This window comes from Phyllobacterium sp. P30BS-XVII (genome assembly GCF_014138335.1).
GTDB lineage: Bacteria > Pseudomonadota > Alphaproteobacteria > Rhizobiales > Rhizobiaceae > Phyllobacterium > Phyllobacterium meliloti.
In genome coordinates, this window is sequence record NZ_JACGXO010000001.1 from 302,397 (window position 1) to 317,920 (window position 15,524).

Below are 15,524 nucleotides of genomic sequence, written 5' to 3' on the forward strand. Positions count from 1 at the left end.
TTTGAGCAACGGATGGACAAAACAATGACCGCTCTTCCTCCCTTTCTCGGGCTTCCTGATCGACTCCCCGAGGGCCGCACGCCCCGCATGGTTATCTTCGGAGCCGGTCACGGCAGCACTTATCCCGGCAAGGACAGCAGCGGCTATCACTCGGCTGCCGGCGCGATCCGCGCTGCGAGCCAAAACGATACCGCCCTTATCGAGCACTGGGACTTTGATCTCGGCGGTCCACTTTTTGACGGTAAGCCGATCTGTTGCGTTGATACAGGTGACATTTCAACCACAATCCATGACAACGCTGGCAACCGGGCCCGGATCGAAGCGCGGACGCGCGAGGTTTTGGCATTGCCAGCCTTACCTATCCTGCTCGGCGGCGATTGCTCCGTGACAATACCCTTTCTCGCCGGCTTTGCAGATCACGGGCCTGTCTGGATTCTTCAGATAGACGCTCATATCGACTGGCGCGACGAAGTGCATGGCGAGCGCCACGGTTATTCCAGCCCGATGCGCCGGGCGAGCGAGATGCCGCACGTTGCCGGGATTGTGCAGATCGGTCTGCGCAGCGTTGGTAGCGCGCGCCTCGCCGACATTGAAGCAGCCCGGCACTATGGCAGCCATTTTGTGACCGCCCGCGAGATTCATACGCAGGGCGTCGAAGCTGCTCTCCGGCATATCCCTGAAGGAGCACGGGTTGTAGTCACCCTCGACTGCGATAGCCTTGATCCCAGCATCATGCCCGGTGTGGCGGCGCGTACGCCGGGTGGCCTTTCCTACACGCAGGTAATCGACCTGATCGCGGGTCTCAGCAAGCGCGCCCGCATCGCAGGATTCGACCTTGTCGAACTCTATCCTCCCGCCGATATTGACAGCCTTTCGGCCCTGACCGCCGCGCGCATTGTCGTCAATGTCATCGGCACCCTTGTCCGGCAGGTTTAACCTTGCGAGCTTTCGGCGCAGAAGAGCGTCAGACCTGTTCGTGGGCGTTTTAGCCAAAAGTGCAAAACGCTGGAACAAGACTGATCTTGCGCACAAACGTACAAGACCGCTGCTCCCGATTGGCTGATAACTCCCGCTTGCTGTTATCCAAGGGAGTCATGCATGCAAAGCGGTTCGTCAAAGCCTTATAATGCCATCAATTTTTCCGAGAAATTTGGCCTGTTCACCGAACAGTGGCAGCCCAAAGTGGTGGCCGAACTCAATGATTATCAGTTCAAGATTGCGCGGCTTGAAGGGGATTTTATCTGGCATGACCATCCGGAAACCGATGAGGCATTCATCGTGCTGGACGGCGAATTACGCATCGATTTTCGCGATGGGTCTGTGACAATCAAACCGGGTGAAATGTATGTGGTGCCCAAGGGCGTCGAGCATAAGCCCTATGCGGAAAGGGAAGTTCGCTTGATGCTGATTGAACCACGCGGCGTTGTGAACACCGGCAATGGGAGCAAAGAACGCACCGCCCAGAACGACGTCTGGGTCTGAAATTCACACTATCTGTGCGAGATTCCGCCGCAGGAAATCATCAAGCCGGTTAACGGCTGCATCCGTTGAATTGGGGTTACGCATGACCCCGACCTCAAGGTCATGCAGCGGTGGCAAGCCCTCATTCTCGCCAACTATGCGCAGTGAGGACGGCACACTGCAGGCGGCGAGACCCGCCACCGCCAGACCCGCCTGAACAACGGCAATCAGACCAAGCAGGCTGGCGCTGGAATAGGTGCAACGATAGCTGCGATCCGCATCACCCAGTGCCTGCAAGACATGGGTGCGTCCCGCACAGCCCGGTTCGAACAGGGCAATAGGCAGCGGGTCATTTTCCCAGGTAACGTGGGTTGGCGAGGCAACCCAGACGAAACGTTCGCGGCGGATAATTTCAAGCGGCTGCTTTTGAACGCGCGTCACAATAGCCAGATCGACCCGGTTATCCTCAATCGCCTTGACCAGCGATGTGGATTGTTCACAAACCAGTTCCACAGTAACCAGCGGATGGTCAGCGGCAAACCGCGACAGGATGGGTGGCAGGAGGAAGGCCGCATAATCATCCGGCACCCCCAGACGCACACTGCCGGTCTCCTCAGGGCGGGTGACATTGGCCCATGCCTCATCGGACAATCGCAACAGGCGGCGTGCATAATTCAGAAAACTTTCGCCGGCTAAATTTGGCTCGACGGAACGGGGATTGCGGATCAGAAGCTGCTTGCCAACTGCCTGCTCCAGCCGCTGCATCTGCATGCTGACAGCTGACTGGCTTCGGCCCACGCGCGGAGCAGCCGCCGAAAGACTGCCGCTTTCGACGACAGCAACAAAGGTTCGCAACAGATCAAGGTCGAGGGGTGCAGCCATAATACCATCAGCATAACGAATAGCTTCTTACAAATCTATTCGTTTGTTTGGATGAAAATATCGAGGCTAACTGGGCATCCAATTATTCAGGGATGCCCGTTATGGCCGAGCCGCTTTCAGAACGTTTTCCAGCTACCCAACTTGCCATTGCTATGGTTATCATTGGCACAGTGGGCGCATTTGCAACGGAAACACGGCTCGATCCGGTAACGATTGTGTTCTGGCGCTGTGTATTCGGCACGATCTTTCTCGGCGCATGGTGTTTTCTGCGCGGCTATCTGCCCGATCGAACGCTCTCCTGGTCGCGACTGGCGCGGGCAGCCCTCGGCGGTGTCTGCATGGTGCTGAGCTGGGTTTCATTCTTTGCCGGTTTCCGCATGACATCCATTGCGACCACCACAATCATCTATCATATCCAGCCGTTTTTCGTTGTCCTCATCGGCGCAACCGTGCTCAAGGAACGCATCACCCGTGACCAGATCATCTGGATGCTCGGCGCATTTCTTGGCGTCGTACTGGCGAGCGGCCTTGTTGGCACCACCGCACCCGTCAGCGCAATCTGGGTTCTTGGTATTGTCATGTCGCTCGGCGCGGCAATGCTTTATGCAGCGGCCACGATTCTTGCCAAGGGCCTTGGCGAACAACGGCCCGAGATCACCGTGCTTTGCCAGACAATTGTCGGCATTTTCATGCTCGCGCCGTTTGCCAATCTGACGGGACCTGTCCCGCTGGCTTCGTGGGGGTGGCTCGCCAGCATTGGCATTTTCCATACGGGCATTGCCTATATCCTGATCTATTCGGCCTATCCGCGCCTGCAAACACCTGTCATCGGCGTATTGACCTTCATCTATCCGATCGTCGCCATCATTGTTGACTGGGCAATTTACGGCCATCCATTGGGAATAGCGCAAGCCGCCGGAATGCTGCTGATTGCCTGCGGCACACTTGGTGTGCGGCTTGGCTGGCAGATCCCGTTCCGGCATGTTTCGGCTGCCTGATGGATAGAAACGAAAAAACCGCCCAAAGGCGGCTTTCTCTTCAAACACTATAAAATAATCAGGCGGCGTTGGATGCAGGCTGCGCCGTCAGCAATTCATAGATAAGGCTCGCATCATGGGCGGTGCGCAGTTTGGCAATTCTCTCGGGATCACGCAGCATGCGTGCAATGCGTGACAAAGCCTTCAGGTGATCAGCACCGGCATTTTCAGGGGCCAGCAGAAGGAAAACAATATCCACAGGCTGATCATCAAGCGCTTCAAAATCAACAGGTGTTTCGAGCTGCGCAAAGACCCCGGTAATTCGCTTCACGCTGTTGATCTTGCCATGCGGAATGGCAATGCCATTGCCAACACCGGTCGAACCAAGGCGCTCACGCTGCAGGACAGTGTCGAACACTTCCCGCTCCGTCAAACCGGTCAAGGCGGCGGCCTTTTCCGACATGATTTGCAAAAGCTGCTTTTTGGAATTGACTTTCAATGCGGGCAGGACAGCGTCGGGCTGAATGAGATCACCCAGATCCATTATTCTCTTCCTTCCTGATTACCGCCCGCGCTTTTAAGGCGCGGACGGTAGTTCAAATTTCGCCTATGAGCCGGCACCGTTCTGACCGGCCACGGCCGATGGATCGATCCAGCCGATGTTGCCGTCAGCGCGGCGGTATACGATATTCACCTGCGTACTTCCAGAGTTGCGGAAGACAACCACTGGACTATCTTTCAGATCAAGCTCGACCACAGCAGACGCGACACTCATGCTTCTGAGCGCCATGGACGTCTCAGCCACGATTGTCGGTGCGTAATCTTCCGGAATATCCTCATCCTCATCCGGTACAGGAGCTACGACCCGGTAGGAAATATCGTCGAAAACACCGTTGGAGCCCGGTGCCTGATGCGATTTCAGACGCCGCTTATAACGGCGAAGACGCTTGTCCACGCGTTCTCCGGCTGCATCGAAAGCAAGCTGAGGATCTTGTGCCTCGCCCGCTGCCTGCAACACCGTGCCGGTATCGAGACGGATCAGGCAGTCTGCGATAAAACGCGACCCCTGCTTCTCCACTGTGACGTGGCCTGTATATCCGCCATCGAAATATTTGGTAACCATCTCGCCGATCCGTTCGTCAATGCGAATGCGGAAAGCGTCACCAATGTCCATATGTTTCCCAGATACACGCAGACTCATGATACCTCACCTTCGTTGTGACTTTTCATTGCCCGAGCCAATCTACACTGTTGTTGTAAGACGAGCAAAGACATCCCGCACATTCCATGCGAGCGATTCATCACATTTCACTTTCTGATTCTTCATATCCAAAGGCGCGCTTTCGCTTCAATTGACGCAAATTACCGGCGCTTCACTCTCCCTTGACCAGACTTCTATGGTCCGGTTCATTTACCCACTCGCCGCGATTCTACACCTGTGTGGCGGATGAATCCAGAGTTTCCGTCACCCTTGCGCACAGAAGCCTGTGCTTTTTTCTCGCGGCGCCTTTGGACTGAGGAAGCGATGTTCATCGCCTCCCGGTATTTCGCAACGGTACGCCGTGCAATATCAACGCCCTGGCCCTTCAAAAGATCCACAATTGTATCGTCGGACAAAATATCCTCAGGCTTTTCATTGTCGATAAGAAGCTTGATTTGATGCCGGACAGATTGTGAAGAATGCTGCTCGCCGCCTTCGGTGGCCGAAATTCCGGCATTGAAAAAATAGCGCAACTCGAAAACACCACGCTTCGTCAGCATGTATTTATTGGCGGTTACGCGGCTCACGGTCGATTCGTGCATACCGATGGCGTCAGCCACATTTCGCAGGTTAAGCGGCTTCAGATGTGCCACACCAAATTGCAGAAACTCGGACTGCTGGCGTACAATTTCCGTCGCCACTTTCAAAATTGTCTGCGCACGCTGGTCCAGACTACGGGTCAACCAGTTTGCATTTTGCAGACATTCGCTCAAAAAACCCTTCTCCGCCGGGGATGCCGCGACTTTGGCAATCGTGGCATAATAGGTATTGTTGACGAGAACGCGCGGCAAAGCATCGGGATTGAGTTCGATGTTCCAGGTCCCACCCGGCGCCATAGCGACCTGAACGTCCGGAATGATGCTATCAGCCACGCCTGAGGAAAATGCCGTTCCGGGCTTCGGGTCCAGAAGCCTGATCTCCTTGAGCATATCGAGAAGGTCCGTATCGGTGACACGGCACAGTTTCCGCAAGCTGTGGAAATCCCGTTTGGCGAGCAGTTCCAGATTTTGCAGAAGCATCGTCATCGCCGGATCGAGCCGGTTTTTGGCACGCAGCTGAATGGCCAGACACTCGGCCAGATCGCGGGCAAAAAGGCCCGCAGGTTCGAATGTCTGCAGAATAGCAATGAGCCTGTTGATATGGGCCGCATCAACTCCCAATCTCTCGGCAATTTCATCCACATCGGCGCGCAGATAGCCCATTTCGTCAAGATGGTCTGCAAGCTCCGCCGCAATCAGCCGGTCCGCAGCATCAACAAAAGCAAAGATGATCTGTTCGCCCACATGGTCGCGCAAAGTCAGGGGCGAAGCCGTTACCTGTTCGAGGTTGAACCCTTCACCGCCCGTCGACACATACCCATCACCGGAGGACGATTTCCACTGCGTCGCCAGATCTCCCGCAATGAAATCATGGGTTCCGGGATCATCGGGAAAGATATTTTCCAGCGAACTGTCGAATGTATCGGACATGGAACCGGAGCTGGTGGTCTCGCCACTGACAAGCCAATGTTCGCTCTGCCCGTCCGCGTCGGCCCCATCCCCATGTTCAGCGGCGTCGCCACTATTGAGGTTGCGCGAGTAATCACCCGCTTCTTCGGGTCCCCGCTCGTCTGATATGGTCCGGCTTTCAAAGGAAAAAGGCTCGTTCGCCGCATCATCGCGTTCCAGCAGGGGATTTTTTTCAATCTCCTGTTCGATAAACTGCTCAAGCTCGACATAGGTCAATTGCAAAAGTCGAATCGACTGCATGAGCAGTGGCGTCATCACCAGCGACTGTGTTTGCCTCAAATCGAGTTTTGGCGACAATGCCATGGTGAACGCGAGGACCCCTGTACGAAATTCTTTTCAATGTACAGAACTGGCCCAATCCTTGCTTGTCAATTCCGACAAAGCAAAAAACGACTCTTTTCAGGAAAATTCGTCTGGATACACGGTTCAAGAAGCAATTTCCGGCGAAAAGTCACCAGAAATCGACAAAATCAAAGCTTGAACTGATCACCGAGATAAAGACGCCGAACATCAGGATTGGCAATAATTTCATCCGGACGACCATGGGTCAGAACCTGACCAGCATGAATAATATAAGCGCGGTCGATCAGCTTCAATGTCTCGCGCACATTGTGGTCAGTAATGAGCACACCGATGCCACGGCTGGTCAAATGGCGCACGAGTTGCTGGATATCCGCCACGGCAATCGGGTCAACACCGGCAAAGGGTTCGTCCAGCAGCATGAAATTGGGACGCGAAGCCAAAGCGCGCGCGATTTCGAGACGCCGCCGCTCACCACCCGACAGCGAAAGCGCCGGGGCCTTGCGCAAATGGGCAATGTGAAACTCTTCCAAAAGGGAATCCAGTTCCTGCGCCCGCGCCGAACGATCCTTCTCGACAACTTCGAGTACGGCCTTGATATTGTTTTCGACGGAGAGACCCCGAAAAATGGATGCTTCCTGCGGCAGATAGCCAATGCCAAGGCGTGACCGGCGATACATCGGCATCGTGGTGACATCAAAGCCATCGATCTCGATATTGCCCTTGTCAACAGGCACCAGCCCGGTGACCATGTAAAAACAGGTGGTCTTGCCAGCTCCGTTCGGACCCAGAATACCAACAGCTTCACCGGCGCGCACGCCAAAGGAAACGCCATTGACCACCTGACGGCCATTATAGCTCTTGGTGATGCCGCGCGCGACGAGCGTGCCCTTCATCCGATCCGTAGCAGTTGGATCAGCGGCCCGCATCTCCTGAGAAATGCGAGCGTCTGGCGATACGGGAGTCTGGGTGGATCGACGCGAGAACAGGGACACTTATACCGCCGGTCTAGTTTTTCGGAGCACTTTTCGGTGCAACAACGATGGAGACACGGCCAGTCTGGCCATTCTTGCAGCTTTCCAGCTGCGCCTGTCCGCTCTTCATCTGCACGGTCAGCTTGCAGCCGACGCCGACATTGTCACCCTGAGACAGAACAACCTTGCTACCGGTCAGGACCAGAACCTGCGTCTTCATGTCAAACGTGCCGTGATCGCCCGTGGCAACCTGATCCTCTGACTTGACGTAGACCTTGTCATTGACCTCGATATGATCAATGTCCTGAGCACCGGCTCCTGCTGGCGAAGCAGGGTTGGCTTCCGTCTTTTTTGCAGCTTTGTCGGCAGCTTTTTCCGCTTCGGTCTTTTCAGGCTTCTTCACGTAATAAACGACCATCGAGCCGGCCTTCATCAACGTGGTGCCCTGTACAACCGATACGTTGCCAGTAAAAGTTGCTGTACCGACGTCATTGTGAACGTCGAGGCGATCAGAATCGATCTGGATGGGCTGATCGCTCGAAAGCTTCATACCGTTTGGAGCAACGGTCTTGCTCGCATCCTGTGCTGCAACAGGACCAATCATGGAGGTTGCCAAAATACCCAATGCAACAGTCGATATGCTGATCAGTCTTGTCCCGCGCGACATTGTCTCAATCTCCTAAATCCGGGATATCCCCATGAGGCCCGCAATCACTGTTGTGATTTGGCTTCCTTACGACCTTCTTGCAGCTTTGCGGGCTGAATGACAAGCCTGACACCCTTTTCAAAGACCATTACTTTGCCGCTCTGAGTAATTTTCATGCTGTCTGCGACAATACTGGCACTGCTATTCTCGATCCTGACCGGTTGATCGGTCGACATCGTGTTCGCTTCTATATTGATATCGGCGGATTTCAACTGTGCTTTCATACCATCTGAAGTTGTCAGCGTTATGTCGTTGTCCAGCTTCAGCTGACGGTTGGCATTGTCATAAAGACCTGACTTGGCATGCACCTGCGCACGCAATTGCGAGCCAACAGGAATTTCGGCGTTGATGTTCTCAAGAGTGATCAGGGCGCTGTTACCGACATCCTGCAGGGCGCGTTCCGCACCCATCTTGTAGGGAAGCTTGTCCTTGGTGAAGCCATCAAGCTTCGGATTGGTCATGACAAGCTTGCCGTCCTGAATGCCGGCACTGTCCAACGAAATATTGCTTGGAATGTTGGTCGTGGAAAAGAAAGTGAACCAGGAAAACACACCGGCGCCAACCAATGCGATCGTCGGCAGCGCGAACTTCAGGAAGCGCACACGCCGGGAATGACGCTCCGCCGCACGAAAAACGTGCGATTCCTTTTCGGTGGCAGCAAATTGCCGCGCAACTTCCGCATGCTGCGCAGCAGCTGCTGTTGCATCACCGTTAGGATGCGTATGTTTAAGTTCAATGGACATAAGTTGGTTATACTACCGATTGAAATCTACTGGCGCTGCGTTAGTCGGACGCCAATGTGGTTATTTTTCGATGAAACGAACGAGCGCCCATAGCACAAGCCGCATCTGATCGAACAAGTATGCCGTCATCTGCCCATATACAAGGTGCGCGGCGAATTGCCTATATCGCTCAATACACTAGACTCAAGGCTCTGGACATCCTCAGAATGTTGCCGCAGAAGAATGCTTGCATTCAATTGGACAGGAAACGGACAAGACGATGGCAAACACCGCTGACGCAATTATCGACAGGCGTCGTCTCCGGCGCAAGCTGACATTCTGGCGCGTTCTTGCCCTGCTCGTGGTGGCACTTGCATTGATCGGGCTCTACGGTTTTCTGTCCGGCTCCGACCGTCTTTCGGGCAAAACTGCCCCGCACATCGCCAAAGTCCGCATCGAGGGAACCATCTTCGAAAATGACGAACTCATCAAACGCCTTGGTGAAGTTGCTGATTCTGCTGCGGTAAAAGGCGTCATCCTCTCGGTGGATTCGCCCGGCGGCACGACTGCTGGCGGGGAAGCCATTTACGAAGCCGTCCGCAAGATCGCAGCGAAAAAGCCCGTGGTCGCGCAGGTGGGTACTCTTGCCGCTTCGGCGGGTTACATGATTGCCAGCGGTTCGGATCATATCGTCGCACGCCAGTCTTCCATCGTCGGGTCTATCGGCGTACTTTTTCAATATCCTGACATTTCGGAATTGCTGACAAAGATCGGCGTCAAAGTCGAAACCATCAAATCCAGCCCGCTCAAGGCCGAGCCAAACTTTTTCAATCCAGCAAGCGATGAAGCCAAAGCGATGATCCATCGCATGATCATGGATTCCTATGACTGGTTTGTCGGAATTGTGCAGGAGCGGCGCAAATTTACCCGCGAGCAGACGCTTGCGCTCGCCGACGGCTCTGTTTTCACTGGCAGACAGGCTCTTGCCAACAAGCTTATCGATGAGCTTGGCGGTGAAGATAAGTCTGTTGCATGGCTGAAAACCAAGGGTGTGGACGAGAAACTGCCTGTGGTTGAATGGAAACCCGTTCAAAAAACCGCTTTTAGTTCGCTTTTGTCGCAATCAGCGTTGAAAATGCTGGCAGAATATCTCGGCATTCCGCAGGAAAGCGCCGGCTTGCTCAAGGATTTGACCGGTGATCGTATCTTCCTTGACGGGCTCGTTTCAGTTTGGCACGTTGACGGCAAGCCTGTCGGGGCGCAATAGGATATTTAAGCTTACAGGATCAGTGACATAGTCATAATGGCCGTGTCATCTGAACTTGAACCAGAAGGGATTATGCCGTGATCAAATCAGAGCTCGTCCAGATCATTGCCAACCGCAATCCGCACCTGTTTCAGCGTGATGTCGAAAATATCGTCGGCGCCATATTTGATGAGATCACCGATGCTCTGGCGGAGGGAAACCGGGTCGAGCTGCGGGGCTTCGGTGCGTTCTCGGTAAAAAACCGTCCCGCCCGCAGCGGCCGTAATCCCCGTACCGGCGACAGTGTCGAGGTCGAAGAAAAATGGGTGCCATTTTTCAAGACCGGCAAGGAATTGCGCGACAGGCTGAACGCCGACTGAGCGCAGTGACAAGCCGGGGCGGCTCGATTGCCTGACTATTTGTGAAGTGCCGTCACCCTGGAGAGAGAAATGATCAATCGCGTTGTTGTCGTCCTCATTCTTGTGCCGCTTGCCGTCATTCTGATTGCCTTGTCGGTGGCCAATCGCGGGCTGGTGACTTTCACGATTGATCCATTCAATCCGGGAAATCCCGGGCTTTCCTATTCGGCCCCTCTGTTCGTCTGGCTGTTTCTTGCACTCATCATCGGCTTGATCCTTGGCAGTTTTGCCACCTGGTTCAATCAGGGCAAGCATCGTAAGCTGGCTCGCCAGCGAAAACAGGAAGCGGAACTCCTGCGCATAGAAGCGCGGAAATCAGCCGCCACCCAGTCAACACCCAATCTCCCATCGCTGCATTAAACGGCATATTTTCAAGGATTTACGATGAAACTGGTCTCACCGGCTGAGGTTGACGGGCTGTTGAACTGGCCGGATATGATCAATGCCATCGAAACGGCGTTCCGTCAGGGTGTGATCCAGCCTGTCCGCCACCACCATACGGTTGATCGTCCTGACGGCGCTGCATCGACACTTTTGCTGATGCCCGCATGGTCGGATTTCGATGCACTTCGCGATTCCACGAAAGGCTATATGGGCGTCAAGATCGTCACCGTCTCGCCTGACAACGGTGCTATCGCCAAACCTGCCGTCATGGGTGTCTATCTCCTGCTGGATGGAAAAACAGGTGAACCCAAGGCCCTGATCGATGGCCAGCGATTGACCACATGGCGCACCGCGGGTGCTTCCGCCCTTGCCGCCCGCTATCTTGCCCGCGAAGACGCATCCAAACTCGTTATCCTTGGCGCAGGCGCGCTATCCGGCTTTCTTGCCCGTGCGCACAGCTCTGTCAGGCCAATCCGTGAGATTTCCATCTGGAACCGCAATTTTGACAATGCGCAGAAAGTGGCTACGGACCTTGTTGCCGACGGTTTCAATGCCAAAGCTGTCACCGATAAGGATGCAGCCATTGCCGATGCCGACATTATCGCGGCAGGAACGCTTTCTACCGAGCCACTCATTCTCGGCAAACATCTGAAAAAGGGCGCTCACGTCGATCTTATCGGTGCATTTACCCCTGCCATGCGCGAAAGCGATGATGAGTGCGTGAAGCTTGCGCGGGTGTTTGTCGACACGAAAGAAGGTGCGCTGAAAGAAGGCGGCGATATTGTCCAGCCGATCAAGGCGGGCGCAATCAGCGAAAGCCACGTCGTTGGCGACCTGTTCGATCTCACGCGCGGCAAGGTCAAAGGGCGCCAATCACCTGACGAAATCACCCTGTTCAAGTCAGTCGGTGCAGCCCTGGAAGACCTTGCGGCGGGTATTCTGGTCTATGAAAAGGCGATTGCTGCCTCGATTTGAGTGTTTTTGCTTTCGCCTTTCCTCGTCTTGGCATAGGAAACCACCATTGGATCAAAGGCCAAGGGAATACGAGGGCATAGTCGTTTGAAATCGTCTGGTGGAAAAATCAGGAAAGCCGGGGGTACCGGCGCCCGGGGTACTGACCCCCGGGGCGCAAGCCCCCGGGCCGCAAGCCCCAAGGGTGCGAGCCCGAAGAGTGCAGGACCAAAGGCCGCTCCCTACAAGCAGCAGGCCACCAAGCCGCGCCCGCAATTTGCCAAACCTGCCCCTGCGCCTGAGAATGACACCCGCGTCAAGGCCGCGCCGCGTTCTGAACCCCTGCCGAAGCGTGTCCTGACCCGTCGGACAGGTGCGCGGCCAACTGAAAAGACCGGCTTGATCCTCGAAACACTGCCATCCGATGATTATGCGCTGCTCGATAGCGGCAATGGCCTGAAGCTTGAACAATATGGGCCCTACCGGATCATCCGCCCAGAGGGGCAGGCGATCTGGCTCCCGGCATGGGACAAGGCCGAATGGGACAAGGCAGATGCTGTCTTCACGGGCAATACGGATGAAGAAGGCGTCGGACGCTGGCATTTTCCACACGTACCACTCGGCGAAACATGGCCTATGGCCTATGAAGGCATTCCGTTCTTCGGTCGCTTCACTTCATTTCGCCATGTCGGTGTGTTTCCTGAGCAGGGAACACACTGGTCGCACATGGACCAAACTATCCGCAACGCCAAGCGTCCGGTAAAGGTGCTCAATCTCTTTGGATATACCGGCGTTGCCTCGCTGGTTGCGGCGCGCGCCGGTGCGGAGGTAACGCATGTCGATGCCTCCAAGAAAGCAATCGTCTGGGCGCGGGAAAATCAGGAAATGGCTGGCCTTTCCAGCAAGCCTATTCGCTGGATTTGCGAAGATGCGATGAAGTTCGTCGCCCGCGAAGAGCGGCGCGGCAGCGGCTATGATATCATCCTGCTTGATCCCCCCGCCTATGGCCGTGGCCCGAATGGCGAGGTCTGGCAGCTTTTCGACAACCTGCCTGATATGGTCGACCTTTGCCGGTCGATCCTCACACCCAACGCCCTGGGCGTCGTTTTAACAGCCTATTCCATCCGGGCATCATTCTTTGCCATCCATGAATTGATGCGCGACGCCTTCACCGGGCTTGGCGGCGAAGTACAATCGGGCGAACTGATCCTGCGCGAACGCTCCTCCGGCCGCGCCCTTTCCACGTCCATGTTCAGCCGCTGGGGTGCCAAATGACAAGACATGATGATCGCTCCCACGGCAGTTCCATTTCGAGCCCCGGCAGGGTCAAGGAAGTCACCAGCCTGACCAATCCGATCGTCAAGGATTTGCGCTCACTGGCACTCAAAAAATTCCGCGACCAGCAAGGTGTATTCCTCGCGGAAGGGTTGAAACTGGTTATCGATGCGCTCGATCTCGGTTGGGTTATCAAGACGCTCGTCTATTCCAAAGCCGGTAAGGGAAATTCACTCGTCGAGCAGGTTGCAGCACGCACCGTTGCCAAGGGCGGCGATGTGCTTGAGGTCAATGAAAAGGTGATTTCCGCGATCACCCGCCGCGACAACCCGCAAATGGTTGTCGGTGTTTTCGAGCAGAAGTTGCAACCACTGCCGGCGATCAAACCGCAGGGCAACGAGGTTTATGTGGCACTCGACCGGGTGCGCGACCCCGGTAATCTCGGCACGATCATCCGTACTGCCGATGCGGCAGGCGCCAAGGGAATCATTCTGATCGGCGATACGACGGACCCGTTTTCACTGGAAACCGTGCGAGCCACCATGGGCTCGCTCTTTGCCGTGCCACTGGCGCGCGCGACGGAAGCCGAATTCCTTTCATGGCGCAAGGGGTTTTCCGGCCTGATCGTCGGCACGCATCTCAAGGGTGCCGTGGATTACCGGACGATCCCCTATAAGGGAAAGCCCGTCATATTGCTGATGGGTAATGAGCAGCAGGGCCTGCCCGATACGCTGGCATCGACTTGCGACAAGCTTGCCCGCATTCCACAGGAAGGCCGGGCGGATTCACTCAACCTTGCCATCGCCACCGGCGTCATGCTGTTCGAGATCCGCCGCGAGGCGTTGACGCTCGACGGCGACAAACAGGATAAATGACCCCATGAAGAGCAAATCCTTCTTCAGCCTGCTCGCCATCGTGGTTTTTGCCGTGGCCAGTGACCAGATCATCAAATACCTCGTCGAGACGGGTATGGACTATCAACAGCAGATCGATGTGCTGCCATTTCTTGCACTTTTCCGTGTTCACAATAATGGCATCGCTTTTTCGATGCTCAGCGGCATGCACGACCTTGCCCTTGTTGGCCTGACTGTCATTGTCATCGCCTTTGTCAGCTATCTCTGGTGGACCACTGCCGCGGCACGATGGATTTCGCGTATCGGCTTTGCGCTGATCATCGGTGGCGCTATCGGCAACCTGATTGACCGCAGCCTGCTTGGTTATGTCGTTGATTATATTCTTTTCCACCTGCCATCCTGGTCGTTTGCCGTCTTCAATCTGGCCGATGCCTATATTTCTGTCGGTGCAGCACTTGTCGTGCTTGAAGAAATATTTGTCTGGCTGCGCGATCGTAAAACGCCGAACGGCCAGACTGGGGAAAACTGAATAAAAGCCAGTGTTTGCAGCGTTCCGCGCGTCATGTGCTCGTCATCCAATTGTTGTATTCAGGCATCTAGTGATTGCCGATCAACCATGATGAGAGCGAATCGTTATGAGCTTCGCCTTGCTTGAACCTGCGTCTATCTCTAAAGATCAGCACACGATGTCGCAGGTTGATTCAACACGCTCGCCGTTTACGGCGCCACACCTGGTCTCGGTGCTTGGACGCATTGGGACGATGGAAGTGTGTCTTGCCCAGACCGAGGACGAAATTGTCTCGGCTCAGCAACTGCGTTTCAAAGTATTTTTCGATGAACTGGGTGCAAAAGGCTCCGCTTCGCTGGAACAGCGGGACGCAGATCGTTTCGACCCCGTATGCGACCATCTTCTGGTTTATGACACCTCGATTGTCGGACCAAAGCACAAGCAGATCGTCGGCACATATCGCCTGATGCGTTCGGAAGTTGCCCACAAAACAGGTGGCTTTTACACGACGAGCGAATACACCATCGACAATCTGGTGGCCGCCAAACCGCAAATGCACTTTCTTGAGCTGGGGCGTTCCTGCGTTTTGCCTGAGTACCGTTCGAAGCGCACGGTGGAACTGCTCTGGCAGGGTATCTGGAGCTATTGCCGCTATCACTCGATTGATGTGATGTTTGGCTGCGCATCCTTCCAGGGAACTGTCCCGGCGGCACATGCATTGCCACTGTCATTCCTCTATCATAATTGCCGCGCAACACCCGATTGGGACGTTCAGGCTTTGCCTTCGCTGTACCAGCCAATGGATCTCGTCCCAAGCGAAGCGGTTAATCCAAAGGTCGCATTGTTTGCCATGCCGCCATTGATCAAAGGCTATCTGCGTCTTGGTGCCATGATCGGTGACGGTGCGGTGGTTGACCATGATTTTGGCACGACTGATGTGCTGATTATTCTGCCAGTCAGCCGGATTTCCAGCCGCTACGTCAGCCATTACATCTCAAACGCCAAGCGTTTCGACTGAAATTTGCCCTTCCCTGTGTGTTTGAACAACATCATCTGTGGAGAAAACCACTGATGATGTTGCCGCACGGTGTGTAAA

At 55.1% G+C, this 15,524-nt stretch carries 17 protein-coding genes and 1 pseudogene; 11 read left to right on the forward strand and 7 right to left on the reverse strand.

From position 1 onward, the window contains the following. The first annotated feature begins 24 nt into the window (after nucleotides 1-24). A complete protein-coding gene (locus FHW17_RS01470) occupies nucleotides 25-936 on the forward strand; it encodes an agmatinase (RefSeq protein WP_182509061.1) in 912 nt (303 codons plus the stop codon). Nucleotides 937-1,098: 162 nt separating this feature from the next. Next, complete coding sequence (locus FHW17_RS01475; protein WP_112528096.1) at nucleotides 1,099-1,482, forward strand: cupin domain-containing protein; 384 nt, start codon at nucleotides 1,099-1,101, stop codon at nucleotides 1,480-1,482. Between the two features lie 3 nt (nucleotides 1,483-1,485). Here the strand turns inward: FHW17_RS01475 and FHW17_RS01480 are convergent, their stop codons facing one another. Continuing rightward, nucleotides 1,486-2,343, reverse strand: a complete 858-nt coding sequence (locus tag FHW17_RS01480; protein ID WP_112528094.1) for a LysR substrate-binding domain-containing protein — start codon at nucleotides 2,341-2,343, stop codon at nucleotides 1,486-1,488. 101 nt (nucleotides 2,344-2,444) lie between these two features. On the opposite strand from FHW17_RS01480, the gene FHW17_RS01485 reads away from it, so the two are divergent. Beyond that, a complete protein-coding gene (locus tag FHW17_RS01485; protein WP_182509062.1) occupies nucleotides 2,445-3,341 on the forward strand; it encodes a DMT family transporter in 897 nt (298 codons plus the stop codon). A gap of 58 nt (nucleotides 3,342-3,399) precedes the next feature. On the opposite strand, the gene ptsN is transcribed toward FHW17_RS01485, so the two are convergent. From ptsN to lptC, 6 genes and pseudogenes are all read right to left on the reverse strand, one after another. After that, the gene (gene ptsN / locus FHW17_RS01490) at nucleotides 3,400-3,864 is read right to left on the reverse strand and encodes a PTS IIA-like nitrogen regulatory protein PtsN (RefSeq protein ID WP_091878869.1); all 465 of its coding nucleotides are present in this window, start codon (nucleotides 3,862-3,864) and stop codon (nucleotides 3,400-3,402) included. 63 nt (nucleotides 3,865-3,927) lie between these two features. After that, a complete protein-coding gene (raiA, locus tag FHW17_RS01495) occupies nucleotides 3,928-4,521 on the reverse strand; it encodes a ribosome-associated translation inhibitor RaiA (protein WP_091878871.1) in 594 nt (197 codons plus the stop codon). A gap of 206 nt (nucleotides 4,522-4,727) precedes the next feature. After that, nucleotides 4,728-6,392, reverse strand: coding sequence for an RNA polymerase factor sigma-54 (gene rpoN, locus FHW17_RS01500; RefSeq protein WP_182509063.1), 1,665 nt, complete (start codon nucleotides 6,390-6,392; stop codon nucleotides 4,728-4,730). A 167-nt stretch (nucleotides 6,393-6,559) separates the two neighbouring features. After that, nucleotides 6,560-7,288 (reverse strand): annotated as a pseudogene (gene lptB / locus FHW17_RS01505) (LPS export ABC transporter ATP-binding protein); the annotation flags it as partial. A 109-nt stretch (nucleotides 7,289-7,397) separates the two neighbouring features. Then, nucleotides 7,398-8,030, reverse strand: a complete 633-nt coding sequence (locus FHW17_RS01510) for an LptA/OstA family protein (protein ID WP_112528090.1) — start codon at nucleotides 8,028-8,030, stop codon at nucleotides 7,398-7,400. Between the two features lie 44 nt (nucleotides 8,031-8,074). Beyond that, on the reverse strand, nucleotides 8,075-8,812 hold the full coding sequence (gene lptC, locus FHW17_RS01515) for an LPS export ABC transporter periplasmic protein LptC (RefSeq protein ID WP_182509064.1): 738 nt from the start codon (nucleotides 8,810-8,812) through the stop codon (nucleotides 8,075-8,077). 259 nt (nucleotides 8,813-9,071) lie between these two features. Here lptC and sppA point away from each other — a divergent pair, with 259 nt between their 5' ends. The 8 genes from sppA (at nucleotide 9,072) to FHW17_RS01555 (ending at nucleotide 15,446) form a co-directional block, all read left to right on the forward strand. Continuing rightward, nucleotides 9,072-10,058 carry a signal peptide peptidase SppA gene (sppA, locus tag FHW17_RS01520; protein WP_182509065.1) on the forward strand — a complete coding sequence of 329 codons (987 nt, stop codon included), beginning with the start codon at nucleotides 9,072-9,074 and terminating at the stop codon, nucleotides 10,056-10,058. A 77-nt stretch (nucleotides 10,059-10,135) separates the two neighbouring features. Then, nucleotides 10,136-10,417 carry an integration host factor subunit beta gene (locus tag FHW17_RS01525; RefSeq protein ID WP_091878879.1) on the forward strand — a complete coding sequence of 94 codons (282 nt, stop codon included), beginning with the start codon at nucleotides 10,136-10,138 and terminating at the stop codon, nucleotides 10,415-10,417. 69 nt (nucleotides 10,418-10,486) lie between these two features. After that, a complete protein-coding gene (locus FHW17_RS01530; protein ID WP_091878881.1) occupies nucleotides 10,487-10,816 on the forward strand; it encodes a LapA family protein in 330 nt (109 codons plus the stop codon). 24 nt (nucleotides 10,817-10,840) lie between these two features. Then, nucleotides 10,841-11,815 carry an ornithine cyclodeaminase family protein gene (locus FHW17_RS01535; RefSeq protein WP_182509066.1) on the forward strand — a complete coding sequence of 325 codons (975 nt, stop codon included), beginning with the start codon at nucleotides 10,841-10,843 and terminating at the stop codon, nucleotides 11,813-11,815. A gap of 84 nt (nucleotides 11,816-11,899) precedes the next feature. Beyond that, nucleotides 11,900-13,066, forward strand: a complete 1,167-nt coding sequence (locus tag FHW17_RS01540; protein ID WP_182509067.1) for a class I SAM-dependent rRNA methyltransferase — start codon at nucleotides 11,900-11,902, stop codon at nucleotides 13,064-13,066. Beyond that, on the forward strand, nucleotides 13,063-13,941 hold the full coding sequence (locus FHW17_RS01545) for an RNA methyltransferase (RefSeq protein ID WP_182509068.1): 879 nt from the start codon (nucleotides 13,063-13,065) through the stop codon (nucleotides 13,939-13,941). The genes FHW17_RS01540 and FHW17_RS01545 overlap by 4 nt, the downstream gene beginning before the upstream one ends. 4 nt (nucleotides 13,942-13,945) lie before the next feature. Further along, on the forward strand, nucleotides 13,946-14,449 hold the full coding sequence (lspA, locus tag FHW17_RS01550) for a signal peptidase II (protein WP_112528082.1): 504 nt from the start codon (nucleotides 13,946-13,948) through the stop codon (nucleotides 14,447-14,449). Nucleotides 14,450-14,606: 157 nt separating this feature from the next. After that, the gene (locus tag FHW17_RS01555) at nucleotides 14,607-15,446 is read left to right on the forward strand and encodes a GNAT family N-acetyltransferase (RefSeq protein WP_112528080.1); all 840 of its coding nucleotides are present in this window, start codon (nucleotides 14,607-14,609) and stop codon (nucleotides 15,444-15,446) included. Nucleotides 15,447-15,524: the final 78 nt, after the last annotated feature.

Coding starts and splice junctions, on each gene's coding strand:
- FHW17_RS01510 (WP_112528090.1), bottom strand. CDS start 8,030: ATGTCGCGCGGGACAAGACTGATCAGCATATCGACTGTTGCATTGGGT.
- FHW17_RS01475 (WP_112528096.1), top strand. CDS start 1,099: ATGCAAAGCGGTTCGTCAAAGCCTTATAATGCCATCAATTTTTCCGAG.
- ptsN (WP_091878869.1), bottom strand. CDS start 3,864: ATGGATCTGGGTGATCTCATTCAGCCCGACGCTGTCCTGCCCGCATTG.
- FHW17_RS01470 (WP_182509061.1), top strand. CDS start 25: ATGACCGCTCTTCCTCCCTTTCTCGGGCTTCCTGATCGACTCCCCGAG.
- FHW17_RS01555 (WP_112528080.1), top strand. CDS start 14,607: ATGTCGCAGGTTGATTCAACACGCTCGCCGTTTACGGCGCCACACCTG.
- FHW17_RS01485 (WP_182509062.1), top strand. CDS start 2,445: ATGGCCGAGCCGCTTTCAGAACGTTTTCCAGCTACCCAACTTGCCATT.
- lspA (WP_112528082.1), top strand. CDS start 13,946: ATGAAGAGCAAATCCTTCTTCAGCCTGCTCGCCATCGTGGTTTTTGCC.
- FHW17_RS01480 (WP_112528094.1), bottom strand. CDS start 2,343: ATGGCTGCACCCCTCGACCTTGATCTGTTGCGAACCTTTGTTGCTGTC.
- rpoN (WP_182509063.1), bottom strand. CDS start 6,392: ATGGCATTGTCGCCAAAACTCGATTTGAGGCAAACACAGTCGCTGGTG.
- raiA (WP_091878871.1), bottom strand. CDS start 4,521: ATGAGTCTGCGTGTATCTGGGAAACATATGGACATTGGTGACGCTTTC.
- sppA (WP_182509065.1), top strand. CDS start 9,072: ATGGCAAACACCGCTGACGCAATTATCGACAGGCGTCGTCTCCGGCGC.
- FHW17_RS01545 (WP_182509068.1), top strand. CDS start 13,063: ATGACAAGACATGATGATCGCTCCCACGGCAGTTCCATTTCGAGCCCC.
- FHW17_RS01535 (WP_182509066.1), top strand. CDS start 10,841: ATGAAACTGGTCTCACCGGCTGAGGTTGACGGGCTGTTGAACTGGCCG.
- FHW17_RS01530 (WP_091878881.1), top strand. CDS start 10,487: ATGATCAATCGCGTTGTTGTCGTCCTCATTCTTGTGCCGCTTGCCGTC.
- lptC (WP_182509064.1), bottom strand. CDS start 8,812: ATGTCCATTGAACTTAAACATACGCATCCTAACGGTGATGCAACAGCA.